This window comes from Amycolatopsis sp. cmx-11-12, from assembly GCF_046269425.1.
Classification (GTDB): Bacteria; Actinomycetota; Actinomycetes; order Mycobacteriales; family Pseudonocardiaceae; genus Amycolatopsis.
In genome coordinates this window covers 1-20,582 of the sequence record NZ_JADNQM010000068.1, presented here as the reverse complement: position 1 = coordinate 20,582, position 20,582 = coordinate 1, and the positions used below count along the sequence as shown (strand labels likewise).

At 68.1% G+C, this 20,582-nt stretch carries 18 protein-coding genes; 7 read left to right on the top strand and 11 right to left on the bottom strand.

Annotated elements, in window-relative coordinates; translation table 11 throughout:
- Both ACLARN_RS42925 and ACLARN_RS42920 read left to right on the top strand, forming a co-directional pair.
- A partial coding sequence (locus ACLARN_RS42925; protein ID WP_409497240.1) for an HNH endonuclease signature motif containing protein occupies positions 1 to 380 on the top strand: 380 nt, incomplete at its 5' end.
- 62 nt (positions 381 to 442) lie between these two features.
- Positions 443 to 832 carry a hypothetical protein gene (locus ACLARN_RS42920; protein WP_409497239.1) on the top strand — a complete coding sequence of 130 codons (390 nt, stop codon included), beginning with the start codon at positions 443 to 445 and terminating at the stop codon, positions 830 to 832.
- Between the two features lie 56 nt (positions 833 to 888).
- On the opposite strand, the gene ACLARN_RS42915 is transcribed toward ACLARN_RS42920, so the two are convergent.
- Positions 889 to 1,926, bottom strand: coding sequence for an SDR family oxidoreductase (locus ACLARN_RS42915; protein WP_409497238.1), 1,038 nt, complete (start codon positions 1,924 to 1,926; stop codon positions 889 to 891).
- A 71-nt stretch (positions 1,927 to 1,997) separates the two neighbouring features.
- Here ACLARN_RS42915 and ACLARN_RS42910 point away from each other — a divergent pair, with 71 nt between their 5' ends.
- Positions 1,998 to 2,897 (top strand): LysR family transcriptional regulator, encoded by a 900-nt coding sequence (locus ACLARN_RS42910; protein WP_409497237.1) that lies wholly within the window; start codon positions 1,998 to 2,000, stop codon positions 2,895 to 2,897.
- Here ACLARN_RS42910 and ACLARN_RS42905 read toward each other — a convergent pair.
- Entirely contained in the window at positions 2,877 to 4,319 is a 1,443-nt protein-coding gene (locus tag ACLARN_RS42905) for an ABC transporter substrate-binding protein (RefSeq protein ID WP_409497236.1), read from the bottom strand. The two genes, ACLARN_RS42910 and ACLARN_RS42905, sit on opposite strands and share 21 nt — an antisense overlap.
- A 100-nt stretch (positions 4,320 to 4,419) precedes the next feature.
- Between ACLARN_RS42905 and ACLARN_RS42900 the strand changes: the two genes are divergently transcribed.
- The 3 genes from ACLARN_RS42900 to ACLARN_RS42890 all read left to right on the top strand — a co-directional run bounded on the left by ACLARN_RS42900 (position 4,420) and on the right by ACLARN_RS42890 (position 7,361).
- Positions 4,420 to 5,757: an LVIVD repeat-containing protein gene (locus ACLARN_RS42900; RefSeq protein WP_409497235.1), complete on the top strand. Its 1,338-nt coding sequence runs from the start codon at positions 4,420 to 4,422 to the stop codon at positions 5,755 to 5,757.
- Positions 5,758 to 5,780: 23 nt separating this feature from the next.
- Entirely contained in the window at positions 5,781 to 6,221 is a 441-nt protein-coding gene (locus tag ACLARN_RS42895; protein ID WP_409497234.1) for a hypothetical protein, read from the top strand.
- Between the two features lie 66 nt (positions 6,222 to 6,287).
- Positions 6,288 to 7,361 carry a hypothetical protein gene (locus ACLARN_RS42890; protein ID WP_409497233.1) on the top strand — a complete coding sequence of 358 codons (1,074 nt, stop codon included), beginning with the start codon at positions 6,288 to 6,290 and terminating at the stop codon, positions 7,359 to 7,361.
- Here ACLARN_RS42890 and ACLARN_RS42885 read toward each other — a convergent pair.
- The 7 genes from ACLARN_RS42885 to ACLARN_RS42855 all read right to left on the bottom strand — a co-directional run bounded on the left by ACLARN_RS42885 (position 7,327) and on the right by ACLARN_RS42855 (position 16,826).
- Complete coding sequence (locus tag ACLARN_RS42885) at positions 7,327 to 8,772, bottom strand: sensor histidine kinase (RefSeq protein ID WP_409497232.1); 1,446 nt, start codon at positions 8,770 to 8,772, stop codon at positions 7,327 to 7,329. The genes ACLARN_RS42890 and ACLARN_RS42885 overlap by 35 nt on opposite strands.
- Positions 8,769 to 9,458: a winged helix-turn-helix domain-containing protein gene (locus ACLARN_RS42880; protein WP_409497231.1), complete on the bottom strand. Its 690-nt coding sequence runs from the start codon at positions 9,456 to 9,458 to the stop codon at positions 8,769 to 8,771. Before ACLARN_RS42880 ends, ACLARN_RS42885 begins: the two co-directional genes overlap by 4 nt.
- A 105-nt stretch (positions 9,459 to 9,563) precedes the next feature.
- Complete coding sequence (locus tag ACLARN_RS42875) at positions 9,564 to 10,109, bottom strand: DUF4232 domain-containing protein (protein ID WP_409497230.1); 546 nt, start codon at positions 10,107 to 10,109, stop codon at positions 9,564 to 9,566.
- 478 nt (positions 10,110 to 10,587) lie between these two features.
- Positions 10,588 to 12,366, bottom strand: a complete 1,779-nt coding sequence (locus ACLARN_RS42870; protein WP_409497229.1) for a choline/carnitine O-acyltransferase — start codon at positions 12,364 to 12,366, stop codon at positions 10,588 to 10,590.
- Positions 12,363 to 13,211 (bottom strand): class I SAM-dependent methyltransferase, encoded by an 849-nt coding sequence (locus ACLARN_RS42865; protein ID WP_409497228.1) that lies wholly within the window; start codon positions 13,209 to 13,211, stop codon positions 12,363 to 12,365. Before ACLARN_RS42865 ends, ACLARN_RS42870 begins: the two co-directional genes overlap by 4 nt.
- Before the next feature lie 16 nt (positions 13,212 to 13,227).
- The gene (locus tag ACLARN_RS42860; protein WP_409497227.1) at positions 13,228 to 14,079 is read right to left on the bottom strand and encodes an arpA protein; all 852 of its coding nucleotides are present in this window, start codon (positions 14,077 to 14,079) and stop codon (positions 13,228 to 13,230) included.
- 149 nt (positions 14,080 to 14,228) lie between these two features.
- On the bottom strand, positions 14,229 to 16,826 hold the full coding sequence (locus ACLARN_RS42855; RefSeq protein WP_409497226.1) for a bifunctional FO biosynthesis protein CofGH: 2,598 nt from the start codon (positions 16,824 to 16,826) through the stop codon (positions 14,229 to 14,231).
- Between the two features lie 143 nt (positions 16,827 to 16,969).
- On the opposite strand from ACLARN_RS42855, the gene ACLARN_RS42850 reads away from it, so the two are divergent.
- Positions 16,970 to 18,559, top strand: coding sequence for a transposase (locus ACLARN_RS42850; protein ID WP_409497225.1), 1,590 nt, complete (start codon positions 16,970 to 16,972; stop codon positions 18,557 to 18,559).
- Here ACLARN_RS42850 and ACLARN_RS42845 read toward each other — a convergent pair whose 3' ends face one another.
- Positions 18,560 to 19,318, bottom strand: a complete 759-nt coding sequence (locus tag ACLARN_RS42845; protein ID WP_409497224.1) for an SDR family oxidoreductase — start codon at positions 19,316 to 19,318, stop codon at positions 18,560 to 18,562. It abuts the gene before it with no gap.
- Positions 19,319 to 19,326: 8 nt separating this feature from the next.
- Positions 19,327 to 20,130, bottom strand: a complete 804-nt coding sequence (locus ACLARN_RS42840) for an alpha/beta fold hydrolase (protein ID WP_409497223.1) — start codon at positions 20,128 to 20,130, stop codon at positions 19,327 to 19,329.
- Between the last annotated feature and the right edge of the window lie 452 nt (positions 20,131 to 20,582).

The window sequence follows — 20,582 nt, the reverse complement described above, 5'->3', positions numbered from 1 at the left end:
CAACAAGCATAACTACATGGAGAGCCCGTTGCGGCGAGAGTCGCACGGCGGGTTCGGCGGGCGGCCTCTGGGAAACGCACCCGAGGAAACTCGGGCGGCGCGCCCAGGGCCGACCCATCTGCCATCGTCCTGCCCAGGCCTGCGACCTCGACCATACGGTGCCCTGGCAGTACGGCGGCCATACCGATGCCGACGACCTCGTCAGCTTCTGCCGCCGAGACCACCGGTTGAAAGACGAACCCGGCTGGAGCTACCAGCTCGCCCCCGACGGCACCTTGACCGTCACCACCCCGACCGGGCAGACCTACGACAGCACACCACCGCCTCTTCACGAACCCCGCGAGCGAACACCTCTTGCTGACGAACCACCACCGTTCTGAACCCCATTACCGGAAAACGGCTACCGGTTTTGTTCGTGCGAGTCAGGCCAGGGTTCGGGCACATGCCACCGCCCACCTCGTTGCCGGAAATCGGCCACGCGTTCTTCCGCGTCACGCAAGGATCCGGTGCTGCCAGATGCGCGGTTGTCGCTCGTCCACCAGCGGAACCGCTGTTACAGGACTGGCGAGGTACGGACGATCTTCCGCTCGTTCTGAACCTATTGCCGGAAATCGGCCACGTGTTCTTCGTGGTCACGCGCGGTCGTCGGCCGTTCCACCAGTGGAACCGTTGTCGCTGGATCGGCGAGGTGTGGTCGGTTCTCGTCACCGTTCTGACCCTATTGCCGAAAGTCGGTTATGCGTTCTTCCGTGCCGCTCGCGGACCCAGTGCCTCCGGCTACTCGGCCGTCGGTCGTCCACCAGCGGAATCGTTGCCGCTGGATCGGCGCTGAACGTCCCAATTCCTACATCGTTGCCCATGGGCCGGTCAGGCTTTCGTGACATGCTTTCAAGGGATCACCTTCGCCTTCCGGAACTCGTCGAACAGCCGGAAGAACATCGCCGAAGTCTCGGCGTATTCGTGGAAACCGGCCCGCCGGGCCTTCGAGCCGTCCGCGAACATGTCGTAGTCCCAGCCGAACACGAAGTCGGCGAAGCCCCACGACGACGAAACAGCGCTATACGGCACCTCGAGCCCGTACTTCGCGGCGATGGAGGTCCAGAGTTCTTCCTTGTCCGCCATGACGACGTCCAGCGCCATCGGCAGCGGTGGCGCCACCTCCAGGCCGAAGTACGCGGCGATCCGCGGCCAGAGTTCGCTCCACCGGAACAGGTCACCGTTCGCGATGTTGTACGCCTCGTTCATCGAGCCGGTCGCCGCCCAGGTCGTGGCCTTCGCCAGCAGTCCGGCGTCGGTCATCTCCAGGAGGCTGTCGTACGCGCCGGGTTTGCCGGGGAAGCGCAGCGGCAGGCCGAGTTCCTTCGAGATCGACGCGTAGACGGCGATGGCCAGCGCGAGGTTCATCGGGTTGCCCAGCGCGGTACCGCCGACCACCGACGGCCGGATCGCCGACCACGTCCAGGTCTTCCCGGCTTGACGCCGCTCCAGGAATTGCTGCTGGTCCACGTTGAACTCGGGCGGCATGTGCCCGGCGTCGGATTCGCGCGCCGGGGTTTTGAACGGGCCGAGGTGGGCGCCGTAGACCTTGTATCCCTGCATGAGGCTGACGTGGCGCAGGCCGGGCGCGGCGGGCTCGATCGCGTCGACGAGGTTGGTCAGCATCGCCAGGTTCGGCGGGACCAGTTCGGCCCAGGTCGGCTTGTCGACATAAGCCGCGTAGAACACGTGCGTGACGTCGTCCAGGCCGCCGAGCTTCGCGCGGGTGTCCTCCGCGTCGAGCAGGTCGACGGCGATCTGTCCGGGGCCGCCGCGCCGCGAGAGGCCGATGACCTGCCAGCCCGGCTGGGTCTCCAGGTGCTCGATCAGGTTCTTGCCGATGACCCCGTTGGCCCCGGCGACCAGGGCGACCTTGCGTTCTTCGTTCATGTCACCGAGCCTGGACCCACCACAAGGATAAGTCCAAGGCATAGATATCACCGCTCCGATAAACTCCCTTTATGACCAGCTTGCGGCAACTCGAGTACCTGGTGACCGTCGTCGACACCGGCTCCTTCACCCGGGCCGCGGAACTGCTGCACGTGACGCAGCCCGCGTTGTCGCATCAGGTGCGGGCGCTGGAGAAGGGTGTCGGCGGCCCGCTGCTCGAACGCCTGCCGCGCAGTGTCCGGCTCACCCCGATGGGGCGCGCCATGCTGCCGCACGCCCGCGCCACCCTCGCCGACGCTGATCGCGCGCGCTGCGCGGCCCGGCAGGCGTCCGGGCTGGAAGCCGGCGAACTCCAGATCGCCACGGTCTACTCGGTCGGCCTCGGCGTCCTGCCGTCGGCGTTGCGGGTGTGGCGTCGGGAGCGGCCGGACGTCGACGTCCGGCTGGTGGAGTTCCGGCACGCGGACGAACTCCGGGACGCCATGGCGGCGGGGGAGGCCGACGTCGCGGTCGGCCCGGTCCCGCCGGGCTGGGACGGGCCGGTGCGCGAACTCGGCACCGAGGAGTTCGTCGTCGTCCTGCCGATCGACGGGCCGCGCGAGGACGACGGCACCGGCGTCGTCGACCTCGCGACCCTCGCCGATTGCGCTTGGGTGCATTACGCGCCGGGCAACGGCCTTGCCGACCTCGTCGACCAGGCCTGCGCCGCGGCGGGATTCCAGCCGAGGGCCGCGGTCCGGACCGAGCAGACCGCGGCGGCCCCGGTGCTCGCGGCGGCGGGTCTCGGCCCGGCGCTGGTGCCCGCCAACGTGCTGCCCCCGGGCTTCCACGGCCGCGTCCTGCGGCCCGAACCGGCGATCCGGCGCACGCTGGCCGCCTACTGCCGGAGCACGCCCGACCCGCTGACCTCGGCGTTCATCGACGTCGTCGCGGGGAAGTGCACCCTCGGGTCAGCGCACGGAAGCCGCTGACAGGTCCACGCCCCCGAACGTCGTCGCCTTCACATCGGTGACTCGCTCGGCCCAGACGGCGTGCCCGTGCCCGGACCACAGCGGAGCGACCGGGAGATCCCGCAGCAACTGGTTCTCCACCAGCCGGTAGACCTCGCCGCTGTCGGCGGAGTCGGTCTCCTCGGCCGATTTCAGCAGGTCGGCGAACCCGTCGCTGGAGTAGCCGGTGGCCTTCACGATCTCGGCCAGCACTTCCTGCGGGCTCGGCGTCATCAGGTTCAGGTCGATCGCGAACGGTCCTGTGCCCGCCTCCGGGGCGAGCGGGACGCCGACCGCCGCGACGGTCTGCTCAGCCAGTGGTCGCAGCCAGCTCGCCTGTGACTGTCCGAAGTGGACCGGAGCGACCGGGAACTCCGCCTGGGTCAACAGGGATTTCCCGGCCCCGGCGTCGAAGGTGCAGGGACGGCAGGTGCTGCTGCGCTCGCCGGGTGCGACGGCGGGCGGCAGAAGCGACTTCGCCGGGTCCACCTGCTTGCCGAGAACGCCGGCCTCCAGTGCGGCGCGATCGATCCCGAGCGCGAAGCCGTGCCGCACCGTCGCGTCGGAGAAGTGCTGTGCGGTCAAAGGAAACCCGAGGTAGGCGGCACTGGGCAGCGCCCACATCACGTGCCGCTGCGCGAAATCGGCGTGCATGGCCTCGTGGCGGTCGCCGGGGACCACCGTGGAGAGGTCGAGCTTCCCGGCCTTGACCTCGTCGTACTGAGCCGCCGGGTCCCCGGTCTTCAGTTCGATCACGCGCGCCTTGCCCGGCGCGTCCGCCACCCGGACCAGTTTTCCGCCGGAGGGCTGCCAATCCCCGTCCATGCGGAACGGCCCGTTGCCGACGGGCCGCCGCGCGAACCCCGCCCAATCGCGCGAAGCCAGTGCTGACGCGGGCAACGGGACGAGCGCGGGCGACGACAGCAGAGCCGGGATCTGTCCGGACGGCCGGTCGAGGACGAGCTTGATGGTCAGCGGGTCGGGCGCGGTGATCTCCTTGGCCCGCAAGAATTCCTTGACCACCTGCGACGCTCGCCAGTGCTCCTGTCCGATGGCTTTCCAGGTGTCCACATAGGACTGCGCGGTCACCGGGGTGCCGTCGTGGAACTTCCCGCCGTCCTTGAGCTTGACCGTCCACGTCGTCCGGTCGGCGCTGGTGACCGATTCGGCCGCCCGCGGCGTCATCTTTCCCGTCGCGGGGTCGTAATCACCCAGCGGTGTCCACAGCGCACCGGTGAGCATCCGCCCGGACTGGTCGTGGACGTCGGCGGGCAGCAGGGTCGCCGGGTTGGCCAGCCCGACGCGAAGAACGTCCGGTGCGGGCGGTTCGCCGGATTCCGTGCAGCCCGCCGTGACCAGGGCGGCGGCGAGGAGCGGGGCCAGAAGACGCAAGCGCATGGTCATGTCATAGCAGTCCCACACGACCAACGATGGTTGTGCCGGGCAAAGCGGTGCTCCTAGGGTGTGGGGACCAGCCTGGGAGGTTTGTGTGCGAGGAAAGTGGTTGCTCCGTTCATGCCTGGCGATCACCACGGTCACCGCGACCCTGATCGGCACCGGTCTGCCCGCCGCGGCCTGCGGCGACGAGGACAAACCCGCGAGTGAGAAGGTCCGGGTCGCGGGGGCGCCCGGCGCGGTGAAGAACGTCAAGGCCGTCGGCAACGTGCCCGACGCGCAAGGCGCCATCGCCATGGGGTTCCTGCAGTACGGTCACCGCGATGTCATGGCGGTTTCCGGCGAATTCGGCCTGAAGGTCTACGACCTCACGAAGAACCCCACGGCGCCGAAGCTGATCGGCGAGGTCAGCCTGCCCGGCCTGTGGGAGACCGAGGACACCGAGGTCGACGTCAAGCGCAAGCTCGTCTTCCTCGCCCGGGACCCGCGTGCCTACGGCGGGACCACGCAGACCGGTGAGTCCGGCATCTACATCATCGATCTGAAGAACCCGGACAAACCGGCCCTCCTGAGCTACACGAAGGTGCCCGCCGGCCACACGACCAGCTGTGTCGACGACTGCCGCTACCTCTGGACCGGCGGCCCGTCGAAGGCCGCGAACCAGCCCGCGGACTGGGGCGGCCGCCCGATCTGGGTGACCGACATCCGCGATCCGCGCAACCCCAAGACGTTCCCGAACCCGATCGAACTCGCGCGCAACGACGGCAAGACCGACTACGTGCACGACGTCCAGGTCGACGACGAGGGCGTGGCGTGGGTGTCCGGACGCGGTGGCGTCCGCGGCTACTGGACCAACGGCTATCACCGCGATCCCGTGCAGGGCAAGGTCCGCCGCGCGACCGCGTTCAACCCGGTCCCCTACGCGGGCGGCGGGGTCGAGGAGACGGCGGCGCCGTCGAAGTTCATGCACAACAGCTTCCACCCGGCAGGGCACCGCTCGGCCGATGGCGCGGACTCGAACCGCTGGCGCGGCCGCGATCTCATCTACGCCACCGAGGAGAGCTTCCTCGACGGCTGCGCCGGTGACGGCGTGCTGACGATCTCGTCGCTGCAGAACTCCTACAACGGCGAGGGCTGGCGTTCGACGCCGGAGAAGCCGTTCCGCCTCAAGTCCGTCGGCACCTGGAGCGTCGCCGGGCAGGAAGGCAGCGACCCCACGACGGGCGACTGCTCCGCGCACTACTTCGACGTCCGCGGCAAGGTGCTCGTGCAGTCGTTCTACTCGCAGGGCACGCGGTTCCTCGACGTCAGCGACCCGACCGACCCGAAGCAGATCGCCTACTTCCGGCCCGCCGACGCCGCCGCGTGGGCGCCCTACTGGCACAAGGGTTACGTCTATGTCGCCGACAACACTCGCGGAATCGACATCCTGAAGCTCACCGCCTGAGCCAAGATGTCCCCATGCGCATCATGGGGAAGATGTTGGTCGTGGCCGCGGTCGTACTGACCGCGGCCTGCGACCCGGCACCGCCGGAAGAACCGGAAGCAAAAGCCGTCGCCGTCCACACCGATCCGGCGCCGGTCGCCGAAGAGTTCCCGGAGGTCGGCGAGATCGTCGAGGCGTCCTGGGTCGAGGAGAGGATGGGTGTCTCCCAAGGCCGCATCGAGGCGCCCGGACCGAGCGACCTCCGGTTGTCCGCTGTGGTGAAGTTGCGTCCCGAAGCCGTGTCGAAGGTGCTGACCGGCAAGAACTGCCACGCCGGTGCTCCGGTCGCACCGGAACCGCTGAAGGCGCTCCTGCCCGTCGGAGTGGCGTGGGTCTCCTGCGAGCTCCCCACGACCACGAAGTCACGGACCGCGTTCGTGGCCGCCGGTTCCGAGCAGGCCTTTCTGACCTACACGACGATGTGACAAAGCCGTGCGGAACCGTTGATCTTCGGTCACGGTGGCCGCATGCCCCGTTCCTAGCTTGGCGTCATGACCACCTTGCTCGAACGGGCCCCGGCTGCCGCTCCTGAGAAGACCCCGCGGCGGAGCGTCACGGCCCTGTTCGCGGTCGCCGCCAGTGTCGCGGGGTACACCGGGTTCCGGTTGCCGGGAGACTGGGCGGCGACACTGCAAGCCGTCTCCCTCACCGACGGCTTCCACCGGCGGTTCCTCGTCGGCACGCTCCTGAAGCCGTTCGGCCACGACTACCTGGTCTTCGCGGTCGCGAGTTTCGCCGTCCTCGGTGGACTGCTGACCGTCACCGCGATCGCGTTCTTCCGCAGCCGCACCGAAAGCAGGCGGTTGCTGATCGTCGCCTGGCTCCTGTTGCCGACCGGCGGCTACCTGTTCCACGAGGTCGGCTATTTCGACCAGGTGCTGTATCTCCTGCTGTTCGGCGCTTTGTGGGCGCTGCACCGCGACCGGCCGGTGCTCGCGAGCGTGCTGATGACACTTTCGGTGACGGTGCACGAAATCGCGCTGCTCACCGTGCTGCCGGTGTTCGGTTTCGCCCTGTCGCGGCGGTTTCCGTTCCGGCGTTCCTGCGCGCTGCTCACTCCGCCCGCGGTGCTCGGGCTGGTGATCCTCGCGCTGCCGCCGTCCGCGCCCGGCGCCGTCGACAGGCTCCGGCAGGCGCTGGCGGGGGCGGACTTCGCCTACCGCGCCGACGCGCTGAACCTGTTCGGGCGTACGCAGGCCGAGAGCTGGCGGATGTACTCGATCACCAACGTGTTGCTGTACCTGGTGCCGATCGCGATCGTGGTGGTCGCCGGATTCCTGTTCCTGCACCGGCCTTCGCTCGCGGCCGCGGTACCCGTCGCCGCCATCACGGCGCCGGTGCTGCTCGCGTTCGGCGGCTGGGACGACGCCCGCTGGGGCTTCCTGCTGGTGACCAACTTCGTCGTCGTGCTGTGGCTGTGGCTCGGTGACCGGGAACTCAAGGTGTCCCAAATCGGCGTGCTGACCGCGCTCTTTTTGGTGCTCACGCACGTTCCGATGCCGTACTTCGACGGCTACGCGCCACGCGGGCTCACACTGGTGACACCCGTGGAAGACTTACGGTGAAGACGGCGCCGCGATCGTTGTGGACTTCCAGGGAACCGCCGTGGATCCGCGCGTTCTCCCGGGCGATCGCCAAGCCGAGCCCGCTGCCTTCGGTCGCCTGACGGGCGTGATCGCCCCGGACGAACCGGTCGAACAGGATCGGCAGCAAATCCTCGGAGATCCCCGGTCCGGAGTCGGAAACCTTGATCGTCACGGTGTCGGGAGAGCCGTCGATGGACACGGTGATCGGGGTCCGGCCGTGCCCGGCGGCATTGGCCAGCAGGTTGCCCACGATGGTGTGGACGCGGCGCGGGTCGGCGACGACGGTGGTGTCACCCGTGCTCGTGACCTCGACGGCCGTTCCCGGCACGCTGACCTCGATCGCGTCTTCGACCAGCGCGGGCAACTCGACCGGTTCGGGCCGGAAATCGGCTGAACCCGCGTCGAACCGGGAGATCTCCATCAGATCCTCGACGAGCCGCGCCAGCCGCCGGGTCTGCGTGCCGAGCAGTTCGGTCGCGCGGGTCCGGGTCTCGGGGGTGGCGCTGTCGAGCGTGTCGACCGTGGCGACCATCGAGGCGAGCGGGGTCCGCAGATCATGGGCGACGTCGGCGACGAACCGCTGCTGCTGGCGGTCCTTGGCGCGCAGGTCCTCGATCGACTCGCTGACCCGCTGAGCCATGACGTTGAACGATTCGGCGAGATCGGCGAGTTCGTCACGGCCTTTCACCGGGACGCGCACCTCGAACGCGCCGTCGCCAAGGTCGCGGGCGGCGGAGGCGACGCGGCGCACCGGCCGCTGGATGTTCCAGGCGGCGAACACCGCCGCGAGGACGCCGAGCGCGGTCACGCCGAGCGCGATGTACACCAGCTTCCGCCGTTGCGCGGCCAGATCGATGTCCAGCGGGGTGAGGTCGAAGAACTGCACCACCCAGTAGTCGACGAAGTTCCCGCTGACCACGAGGAGCCGCCTGCCGGTTTCCGGGTCCACGGTGATCGCCGTCAGCAGGTCCATCGTCTTGGACGTCCGGACCAGCACCCGATCCTCGACCGACGTCACGAGCCCCAGCCGGTCGTCGACGCGGACAGGCACAGGCTGCGGCCGGTACCAGAGGTCGGTCGAGGCGAAGTTCACCAACTCCGCCGAGCCATCGGGCCGCTTGGTGAACAGCGCCCACTCGTGCGTCCTGTCGGACATCCTCCCGGCGAACTCTTTCAGGGTGAGTCTGTTGTCCATCACCGCTTCGAGCCCGCGCCACGACTGCTCGAACATGGTGCCGAACGTCGTCTCGGCGCTGTAGACGAAGCTGTCGACAGCGTCGTCTTCCTGCAGTTTCGACGCGGTGAGGGCCATTACCGCGGTCGCCGTCGTGGTCACCAGCACGACCGCCGCCGTCACCTTCGTCCGCAGCCCGAACGACGGCCGCCTCACTGATCCACCAGCCGGTAACCGAGTCCGCGCACGGTCTTCAGCACCACGGGATTCGCCGGATCGTCCTCGATCTTGGCCCGCAACCGCGCGACCGCCGCGTCGACGATCCGCGAATCGCCGACATAGCCGTAGTCCCAGACCCGTTTCAGCAACGTCTGCCTGCTCAGCACCTGGTTCGGATGCTCCGCGAACTCGACGAGCAGGCGGATCTCGGTCGCGGTGAGCGCCAGTTCGACGCCGTCGCGGGTCACGCTCATCGCGGCGGCGTCGATCTCCAGGCGTCCCACCCGCAGCACCCCCGACGACGGACCGGGCGCGGTGACCGCGCGACGGCCGATCGCCTTGATCCGCGCGTCGATCACCCGCGGTTCGGCGGGTTTGACCACGTAGTCGTCGGCACCGCATTCAAGCCCGGCGACGATGTCGATCGGGTCGCCGCGCGCGGTCAACAGGACCAGCGGCAGCCTGCTGCGCGCGCGGATCCGGCGGCAGACCTCGAAACCGTCCATCCCGGGCAGCATCACGTCGAGCAACACGAAGTCGAGTTCGAGCCGGTCGGTGAACAGCGCCTCCAGCGCCCGCTCCCCGGTCGGGGCGACGACGACGTCGTGCCCGAGAGCCTTCAGCGCCAGGGTGAGCGCTTCGGCCAGGGCTTCGTCGTCTTCGACGAGCAGGATGCGCGGCATGGGTCTCCCAAGATCGAAATGCTCACCGATCGTAAGGGCGCTTCACCGCGCTCGCCGTGAGCTGGTGCGGAACTGTCGCAGAGTCGTGCGGTCTCGTCACAAACGTCAGTTCTTGAGTTTCGGGTTCCAAGCCGTCAGCGTGAGCTTGCCCGTGGTGCCGAGGTCGGTGTCGACCGTGATCCGCTGCTCCGGGTCACCCTTGGCCGCGGCGACCGTCACGTACGCGCCCGCTTCCGGCGAACCCACGGTGACGGTGTTCGACCACGAGACGACCGACAGCAGCGTCCCGCCGGGCTGGACCGTCTGCGGCGCCGCGCCGGGATCGATCGCCATATAGGACGTACCGTGTTCGACCTCGACGGCCATCGGCCGCTTTTCCTTGTCCAGCAAGCGGATTTCGGGATAGCCGGTGAGCGTGCGCGGCGCCGTGCCGCAGTTGGTCAGCGTCACGACGATCGCCCGGTGCCCCAGCGCGGCCTCGACCGGCCCCGACTTCACCGTGACGCCCGTGTCGAGACAGCCCGCGGGTTCGACGGTCCCCGGCTCCGGCGTGTGCACCGTCTGCGGGACCGGCGGTGGTGGCGGGGGCGCACTGCACCCCGTCACCACCGCTATCGTCGCCGCCACGGTCAAGGTCACTTTCCCCAGCACCCGCGGACCCTATCGAAGCGCGGCGGGTGTCGTCCCTCCAGTCACGCGTGTCGTCCGTCTGATCACACGTGTCGTCTCACCACTCACGACGGCTCGGTGAGTGGTGAAGGGCCCCCTCCATACCCTGACGGTCAATGCCAGGAACTTAAGGGTCGGCGTCCGAGGTTCTCCAAGTGTCCACAAAGGACGACGACGGGTTAAATTGTCTGATTTGCTCTTGTTTGTCCGAGTTCTCTAGTACAGGAAGGCCCCCTTCCTTGCGCCAGGCGCAAGAAAGGGGGCCTTCCTGTACTAGAGACAACCGAGCCGACACGAGAGCACGTTCACTCGCCCGCTGGCGACCCGTCCGTGTCCTGCCGCCCCCTGCCCGACCAGGGCAAACACGTCAGAAACACGCCCGTGCCAACAACCTTAAGTTCCTGGCAACAGCCTCCTCAAGGTAGGAAAGGGGCCCTTCACGGACCTGCGTGGCCACCTTCTACGCCAGCAGCTCCTGCAGTTCCGTGATCGCCGTGGCGAGTTCCGCGGCGAACAGCTCCATCTCGTGTGCCACGTGCTTCGGCGTGCACAGGTAGACGTTCAGCCGATCCGGCAGCAGCACGTACGCGATGCCGATGCACTGCGGGCTGGTCGACCCGAAACCGAAGTACCGGATGTTCACCGACGGCGCCGAGCTGGTGCTCAGATAGTCGTTGCGCATCTTCAGCCAGCCCGGCGACGAGTACAGCGCCGGGGATTCCTCGACGCCACGCCGTTTCTGGATCAGTTGCAGCTCCCACAGGTGCTGCTCCGGCGCGTCACCCGCCTGGCATTCCTTCGCTCGCGTGACGTGCTTCGCGGCCGCCGCGCGGAAGGCAGACTGACGTGTCTGCCGATCCGCGTTCGAGTCGTCCATCACCCTGACGAACCACTGCACCTCGGGCGTCACCACACGCATCGCTTCGGTGCGCCCGTTCTGGTACTGCCGCGTCGCGATCGACTCGTACGTCGCGCCGGTGATCCCCTTCGCGCGCTTGTGCGCGAGCTGATACGCCATCTGCGCGAAGCCGTCGGGGGACATCCCCAACTCCTTCGCCCGCTTCGCGCCGAAGTCGGTGAAGGACACCGTCTTCGTAGCGGTCGCGTCGGCGTACGCGGCGAAGGCCGCCGCTGCGGCACGGGCGTCCTCGCGAAGCGCGTCACCCAAGACGAACTCGATGACCTCGGACGCCGGGACGCCGTCGGCGGGCGCCCGGTCCAGCCGCGTTCCGCTCAGCAACGCGTCGGTGAACCCGAGGATCGTGGTCCCGTCCAGTTCGCAGTGCTCGACGTTGATCCCCGCCGTGCCGTCCTCGAACACGATCAGCGAGACGGCCTTGTCGAACCAGCGGTTGCCGCTGTCGCCGTGCAGCAGTTTGTCGCACGCCTCCTGCTCGTCCGCCGGAGTGAAATCCTCCAGGCACAGGCAGAACAACGCGGTCTCGATGTCGTCGAGCGCGGCCGCGTTCCCGGCGGCGAGCAACGCTTCGCGCGTCGCCGCCCACTCCGCCCTCGCCTTGGTGGTGAAATGCCCGGCGGTGCTCGCCGGATCCTCGACGAAGTTCCCCGACTTCACGATCGTCTGTAGCCCCGCGACCAGCTGTTCGGGGGAATACGGGCGGCCGTCCGGCGCGATGACGTCCATCCGGAACGGGGTGTCACGGTGGAACACCACGATGTGCCGCGCCCTGGACGGCCCGGGCCACTCCTCGCGGTACGGCGTGCGCGCGGTGTCCTGCACGGCACCGGGGATCCGCGTCGCCGAGAACAGGTACTTGTGCTGCACCATCGACTGCGGCTGCCCGCGCAGCACGATCGGCGGCACCAGTTCCTCGTCGAGCTTCAGCTTGTAGTCCACCGCCGACGCGGCCAGTTCGGCCGCCCGCTCCAGCTGTCCCAACGGGGACTCGGAGAACAGGAAGAAGAAGTTCGCGTTGAGCGCGATCCGGTCGCGGCGGCCGAGGTAGCGGTACGGCCAGAAGGTGTCGAGCCAGCTTCGGACGCCGTCACGGCTGTCGTAGGCCTCAAGCGCGCTCTGGAGTTCGTGCGCCGGGCTCTTCTCCGACAGGAACTCCGTGACGGCGCCTTCGGTCTCCGCGAGCTCACCGGGGGTGAGCAGCGGCGAGCACCACTCGAGGAACCGGCGGCAAGTGTCCTCCAGACTGGGGACGGGGACCCGCGGGAGGACGTCCTCGTTGCCGAAGGTGCGGGTGGACAGTTCCGGACTGCTCACGATCATCCTTGATCTCGAAGGGGCAGGGCGTTCAGCGCGGAGGCGAGCCCGCCCGCCGCGCCGTTCGGCCGGGAGACGAACAGCCGCGCGTACAGCCGGCCGTCGGCTTCCAGCCCACGCGGGTCGACACCCGCGACGGACAGATTGTCCAGGATCTGCGTTCGTTCCTCGGGCGAAGCGAACCTTCGCTGCCGGAAGACGCCGTCGACCCCGGCGGTGTCGTACTCCAGATCGGTGAGACTCGCGGCGACCGGTTCGTAGGAGAACATCCGGAGGACGAAATGCGCCATCCACGGCCGGTTTTCCCGCGCGATCCGGACGAGGGTCTTCTCCGTGACGTAGCCGATGCAGCCGGTCGAGATGACGATGTCGACGCCGGCCAGCAGCGCGCGGTGCTCCTCCGACGGGTCTTCGCTCTCCAGATCCGCGTGGATCGCGTCGTCGATGAAGCCCGCGGCGAGCGCGTAGTCCAGCGCGGGCGCGGAGGTGTCGAGGCCGATGAAGCGGACCCCCTCGCCGACGGTGAGCCTCTCGACCATCCGCCGGTCGTGCGCGATCAGGTCGTCCCGGCTCAGTGACTCGCCGTCCGCGTAGTGGTCGTACAGCCGCTCCATCGAGGTGTCACACCGGTACAACGCCGCGTTGACACCGTAGGAACTGCCGAGGTCGAGCACCGTCGGGACCTTGACGCCCGTTTCAGCACGGTACTCGTCGATCAGTTTCGCGAAATAGGCTTTGGCCTGCTGTGGGATGTCGTAATCGAGCCTGCGCAAGGTGCCGAAGAAGGCACGTGGATCGGGCTCGGTGTAGATGTGGTCGAAGGAGATCTTGCCGGTCGAATCCAAAGGCACGGGCCGGGCTCCTGACTTAGTCGAGCAGCTGATCGCCCCGGACGGCCGCTGAAGCGACGTGTTCGGGCAGGACCCGGCCGAACAGCTGTCTAGTCCGCTCCGGACTGCCGATGACCCCAGGACGCTCGCTGTAGGCGAAGATCGCGGAATGGCGTGCTGTTGCTCCTTGAACACTACTCACGCGGTGCAGGGCAAAGCGTCCGCGAAACAGCTGAAGATCGCCGGGACGCAGAGTGAGCCGTCGGATCAGGTGCTCGCCTTCGCCCGCCAGGACCGCGCGGACGTCGTCGAAGTTCTCCGCCTTCTCCGAGCGGATGTTCGGGCAATATTCGAAGACACCGCCGTCAGCGGCTTCCTGCGTGAGCATGCTGACGGTGAACTCGTTGGTGTCGAAATGCCACGGATGCGAGCGGCCCGGTTCGATCACGTTGAGCACCAGACCGGACAGCGGATCGGCGAGTTCGTGGAGGGCGGGGAGTTCGAAGCAGTCGGCCACGAACCGCTGGAACTCGTGGCTCGCGTACAGCTGCTGGATGATCGCGGTCGCCGGGATCTGGTCGCGTGCCACGAAGGCGTTGCCGCGTTCCATGATGGTGCGGCCGGGATGGCCTTCCGGTAACGGAGTGTCGATGGCGGTGTTGTACGCGTTGACGCGTTCGATCTTCGCGTATGCCTCCGGAGCGATCTGCGCGCCTTCGTGGCGAAGGGCGTCACACAACTCCGGGCGGATGAAGTCGGAGAGCACACTGCATCCCGTTTCCCGCAGTTCAGCGCGGGTGCGGTAAACGATTTCGCGCCAGGCGGGGCTTTCCGGTTCGGACAACGGATAGCGGGCGGTGTCGGCCACCTGGACTGCGCTCGCGGTCATCGTCGTCCTCTCGGCTGCCCGGAAGTGATTCTCGGGTTTAGCACAGAAAACGCCGGGGGTCCCCGCTCCTTGTGAGCGGTGACACACGCAAAGTGAAGGCCCCCTTCCTCGCGCTGCACGTGGAGAAGGGGGCCTTCGCGGATTATTCGTCAGGAAGTGACAAGCGGCAGCAGCGGCCGCCGGACCGCGGTCGCGACCCCGTCCGACTCGGTGGCCGCGGCGATCCGCTCCGCCGTCGGTGTGCCGTACTCGGTGGTCCGCTGCCGCAGCGGACGTCCCAGCGGCTCGACCATCGCGCGCATGTCGCTGATCGTCTTGTACGACCCGTTCGCCGCACCCGCCATCCGGCTGATCGTCTCCTCCATCAGCGTCCCGCCGATGTCGTTGACCCCGCCTCGCAGCACCGCGCGACTGCCTTCTTCACCGAGTTTCACCCAGGAACTCTGGATGTTGTCGATCGTCCCGTGCAGCAGCAGCCTGGCCAGCGCGTGCACCGCGCGGTTCTCGCGCAGCGTCGTCCCGGCCCTCGCGAGCCCGGCGAGATAGATCGGCGAACTCTGGTGGATGAACGGCAGCAGCACGAACTCGCTGAACCCGCGCCACCCGTTGCGCTCCAGGCCTTCCCGCTGCAACTTCGCCAGCAACTTCAGATGCCCGACCCAGTGCGCCGGGGTGTCGACGTGGCCGTACATCATCGTCGACGTCGTCGTGATGCCGAGTTTGTGCGCGGTGGTGACGACGTTGATCCACTCGGACGTCGGCAGCTTGCCCTTCGTCAGCACCCAGCGGACGTCGTCGTCGAGGATCTCCGCGGCCGTGCCCGGCAGCGAGTCGACACCGGCTTCCTTCGCGCGGGCGAGCCAGTCCTCGATCGAGAGATTCGTCCGCGAGGCGCCGTTGACGACCTCCATCGGGCTGTACGAGTGCAGGTGGATGTCCGGCTGACGACGTTTCACCTCGGCCGCGAGATCGAAGTACGCGGTGCCCGGCAGATCTGGGTGGATGCCGCCCTGCATGCAGATCTCGGTCGCGCCGGCGGCCCACGCCTCGTCGACCCGGTCGCCGACCTGCTCCAGCGAAAGGGTGTACGCGTCGGCGTCGGTGCGCCGCTGGGCGAACGCGCAGAACCGGCAGCCGGTGTAGCAGACGTTGGTGAAGTTGATGTTCCGCGTGACCACGAAGGTGACGTCGTCGCCGTTCACCTCGCGGCGCAGGTCGTCGGCGATCTTGGTGAAGGCGTCGAGCTCCGGCCCGTCGGCGTGCAGCAGCGCCAAAGCCTCGTCGTCCGACAGCCCGGCGGGGTTCTTTTCCGCGCTGCGCAAGGCATCCCGGACATCGAGGTCGAATCGCTGCGGCGCGGTCTTGATGTTGCCCTTGATCTCCGCCCAGTCGCCGTAGACCGAGTCGAAGTCACTGCGCCGGTCTTCCGTCCGGCCGATGGTGTCGACCTCGACGTACAGATCGGTACGCCCGGCCTCCTTCCAGCCGCCGTCCGGCTCCTGCCACGGGATGCCCACCGGGATGGCCTCTTCGATCGCGAGCCCGGTCTCGGCCTCGGTCAGCGGCGCGAGGTGCGCGTTCATCCGCGGGTCCAGCCACGGTTCGCCGGTCTTGACGTACTCCGGGTAGATCGGGAGCCGCTCGCGCACGGTGAACCCGAGCGCCTCGGTGCGGCGCTTGAGTTCGTCGATCTGCGGCCACGCGCGCTCGGGGTTCACGTGGTCGGGGGTCAGCGGGGAGACGCCGCCCCAGTCGTCGATGCCCGCGTTCAGCATCAGTTCGTACTGCTGGCCGATCAGGTTCGGCGGCGCCTGGATGCGCATCTTCGGCCCGAGCACGAGCCGCGCGACGGCGATGGTCGCGGCGAGTTCTTCGAGGTCGGCGTCCGGGGTCGCGCGCATCTTCGTGTCCGGCTTCGCGCGGAAGTTCTGCACGATGACTTCCTGGATGCCGCCGTAGGTCTTCGCGACCTTGCGGATGGCGAACAGCGAGTCGGCGCGTTCCTCGAAGTTCTCGCCGATGCCGATCAGGATGCCCGTCGTGAACGGCACCGAGCTGCGGCCCGCGTCTTCGAGAACGCGCAGGCGGACGTCAGGGTCCTTGTCGGGCGAGCCGTAATGCGGGCCGCCCTTCTCGGTGTAGAGCCGCTTCGCCGTCGTCTCCAGCATCATGCCCATCGACGCCGACACCGGCTTGAGCCGCTGGAAGTCTTGCCAGGTCAGTACGCCCGGGTTGAGGTGCGGCAGGACGCCGGTCTCCTCCAGCACCCGGATCGCCATCGCGCGGACGTAGGACAGTGTGTCGTCGTACCCGTGCGCGTCGAGCCAGTCCTTCGCCGCCTTCCAGCGGTCCTCCGGACGGTCGCCGAGGGTGAACAGTGCTTCCTTGACGCCCATCGCGGCACCCTTGCGGGCGATGTCGAGGACCTCGTCGGGGGAGAGGAACGGCGATTCGACCCGGCCCGGGACGGTCGCGAAAGTGCAGTAACCACACCGGTCCCGGCACAACCGGGTCAGCGGGATGAACACCGAACGGCTGTAGGTGACCACGCCGGGGCGACCGGCCGCGACCAGGCCGGCGTCACGGACGCGGGAGGCGTGCTCGGACAACGTCTTGAGATCGTCGCCTCGGGCCTGAAGCAGGATCGAGGCCTCGGCGAGGTCGAGGGTCTTCCCGTCGCGCGCCCTGGCGAGCGACCGGCGCATCGCGGAGGTGGTGGGGGCGTTCGCGTCAGCAGGGGATGCCATTCCCGCACGCTATGGCCGGACTCGCTCCACCTGCCAGTGTGCATTCCGACACCAGGTGACCCACGTGGGTGTGGTCACTGTTTACGCAGGTCAGAGCGCGATCTTGGTTGCCGATCAGTGGGCCGGGGTGTATTACCTAAAGTGTGGCTTCGGTGATCGGCAAGAAGGTCGGCGGGCGGACGTACTACTACCTCGTCACCTCCGCGCGGGTCGACGGCGAGCCCCGCGTGGTGTCCCAGCGCTACCTCGGCACGGCCGAGGAGATCGGGCGCGCGATGGACGGCGACGTCTCCGCGCCCGGCGAAGCGCGTCACCGGACCTTCGGTGACGTCGCGGCAGTATGGGCGACGCTTGAGCGGCTCGACTTCGTGCGGCGGGTCGACGACGCCGTCGGAGCCCAGCGCGCCACGACCACCTTGGGTACGCATCTCGCGCTCGCCGTCCTGCACCGGGCGACAGCGCCGGACACGGATCTCGCCACGTGGTGGGAGGACGGTGTCGCGCGGGAGTTCCTGAAGGCCGACCTGGCGAATCACTGGCGAGCACTGCAACGCCTCACCCCGGAACGGCTCACGCGGATCGAGACCGCCGTCGCCGACGCGGTGCTGTCCTGGCTGGGCACGGGGAACGCCGCGCTCGCCGTCGACGTGCCGCAGTTCGCCGCCTTCACCGCGGTCGATCCCCGCCGCTGCGAACTCGCCGGACTCGGGCTGGTGGTGACCAAGGACGGCGCGATCCCGCTTGCTTCGCACGTGTATCCGAGGGAAGGTGCGCCGCCGTTCGCCGCGCTCGCCGAGGATCTCCGCTCGCTGTACCCCGTCACGCTGGTCTTCACCGCGGGCCAGGCCGCGCAACTCGACCTCGGACGGCATTTCGTCGGCGCGCTGCCGCTCTCGGAACATCCGGACCTGCTGGCGAAACCGCCGTCCGCGCGCAAGCCTGTCGACCCGGAGCGCTTCGCCGGGCTGACGGCCCTCGACACCAGAGCCGTGGTCGCGGGCATTCGGCGGCGCGTGATCCTGACCCATTCGGAGACCCTGCACAACGCGCAGGCCCGCGCTTTCGGCGACGAACTCGGCACCGCGACCCGCGAACTCGCCGGTCTCGACGCCGCACTGGCCGCGGGCACCTACCGGGGTGACCGGGGCCAGGTGAACGCCGAAATCGCGCGGATCACCCGCGGCCGCCGCGTCGAACGGGTGCTCTCGCCGTCGCTGACGGGCACCAGACCGGGGGAGATCCGGCTGACCTGGAAGATCGACGACGCCGCCGTATCGCGGCTGCACGACGAGTTCTTCGGTAAACAGGTGCTGGTCACCGACCACGACTGGCCGGTCGCCGAGGTCGTCACCGCCTACCGCGCCCGGACCCACCTCGACTCGACGTTCCGCTGGCTGACCGGCTCCGCCGTCGCCGGTCCGACCCCGCGCTGGGACTGGAGCCCGCATCGGATCGCCGTGCACACGCTGGTCACGGTGCTGGCGTCGACGGTCACGCACCTCATGCGGCGCGAGGCCGACCGCGCCGGGATGAACCTCTCGGTCCGCGAACTGATGGACAGCCTGGCCGGGATCGGGGAGACGGTGCTGCGCTACCCGTCCACCGGCGGCCGCCCGCGGACGCGGCGCCTGCTGACCGAGCGGAGCCCGGAGCAGCAGGCGCTCTTCGACCTCTTCTCGCTCCCCGGACCCCGCCCCACCACCACCCTCAACGGACAGGCTCCGCCTGACTAACTAGTCCTGCCGATGGATCGGCAACGCCGCGAAGCTCTGCACCACCGGCATCAACTCGATGACGTTGATGTTCACGTGCTCCGGCTGCGAAGCCGCCCAGAAGACGGACTCGGCGACGTCGGCGGCCGTGAGCGGCGTCGTCCCCTTGTAGACGTCGTCGGCCTTGCTCCGGTCGCCTTCGAAACGGACGACGGAGAACTCCGTCCCGCCGACCAGGCCGGGCTCGACGTTGGTCACCCGGACGCCGGTGCCCTGTAGATCCGCGCGCAGGTTCAGGCTGAACTGGTGCACGAACGCCTTGGTCGCGCCGTAGGCGTTGCCGCCGGGGTAGGGGTAGGTGCCCGCGACCGACCCGATGTTGATCACGTGCCCGCGGCCGCGCTCGACCATGCCGGGCAGCAGCGCGCGGGTGAGGTGCGCGAGCCCCTTGATGTTCGTGTCGATCATCTGGTCCCAGTCGTCGAGCTTCGCCCGGTGGGCGGGCTCGAGGCCTTTCGCGAGGCCGGCGTTGTTGACCAGCAGGTCGACCTCGGCGAACTCGGCGGGCAGCGTTCCGGGGAGGGCGGCCACCGCGTCGGCGTCCCGGACGTCCAGTTCGATCGGCAGGACGTTCTCACCCAGCTCGTCGGCCAGCTTGGTGAGCCGGTCCTTGCTGCGCGCGGCCGCGACGACCTTGGCGCCGTCCGCGGCGAACCGGCGGACGATCTCGACGCCGAACCCCGCGCTGGCGCCGGTCACGAAGACGGTCTTCTGGGACATGGAGACGATCACCCAATTTCTTTCAAGAACCGTGCGAACACGGCGTCGAACTCGGCCTCGCGTTCCAGGTTAGGCATGTGGGCCGCGCCCTCGATCACCGCCAGGGTGGAGCCGGGGATGAGTTCGTGCATCAACTCGGCGTCCGGAACCGGCGTGAACTCGTCCTCGGTGCCGACGACGATCAGGCTCGGCACCTGGATGTGAGTGAGGCTGTCCCGGTAGTCCGGCCGCTCGGCCCGGCCCCGCAGCGCGGCGGCCGCCCCTTCCTTGGGCGTCGTGCGCATCATCTGTAGTACGTGCGCCGCCACGTCCGGCTGCGTACGGACGTTCTCCGGCGAGACCATCTTCGTCAGCACCTCGTCCGCGTACCAGCCGATGCCCTCGGCGAGGATCCGGTCCGCCGTCTCGTTGCGGACGCGCTTGCCCTCCTCGGTCTCTTCCTGAGGGGAGGTGTCGGCGAGCAGGAGTCCGAGGACGCGCTCGGGGTACGTGCGGTGGAACTCCATGACGATCTGCCCGCCCATGGAGAGGCCGCCGAGCACGAACCGCCCGATGTCCAGGTGATCGGTGAGACGGGCGATGTCGGCTGCGAAGACGTCGAGTCCGGTCTTCTCGCTGTGCTCTGGCTTGGTCGTCTCGCCGTACCCGCGAAGGTCCGCGGTGATGACCCGGTAGCCCTCCCGGCTGAAGCGTTCGGCCTGGGGACGCCACATCGAACGGTTGAAGGGGTGGCCGTGGACGAGGACGACGGGCAGCCCGCTGCCGAGGTCGTCGTAAGCGACGGAGATGCCGTCGAGTTCCGCAGTGCTCATGACTCGAAGCTAATCGGAGCAATCAACGAGATCAATACGGTGCAATGTACTCGGAGCAATGTTTCTTCCCGGTGTTCACCTGGGGCGCCCCTGGGGCGATCACCGGGTGATCGCCGGGAGTCGGCCCGTTTCCGGCCTCTGACCTGCGGGAATGTCGTTAAGGTACCCCCCTGTTTTGGGGGGTTTCCGGCCATGTAAAGTTCTCCAAGTCGCCAGGGAAACCGGGTGGCCGCGGGACACGAACCAAGCTCTCACCTCTGGGTGATTGAGTGGGTGTCTCACCAAAACTGCTAGGAATGACTGCTTCGGATAAGGCCGAGTTGTACTCGGTGCGATTCGGGGTGTGTTGCTTGAGAACTCAACAGTGTGCTAGTGAACTAAGCCAGTAGAGCTTATGTATTAAGAACCTCGTTTGAGGTTCCTTTGAGTGCATTAAATTTGCCTCGATCAAA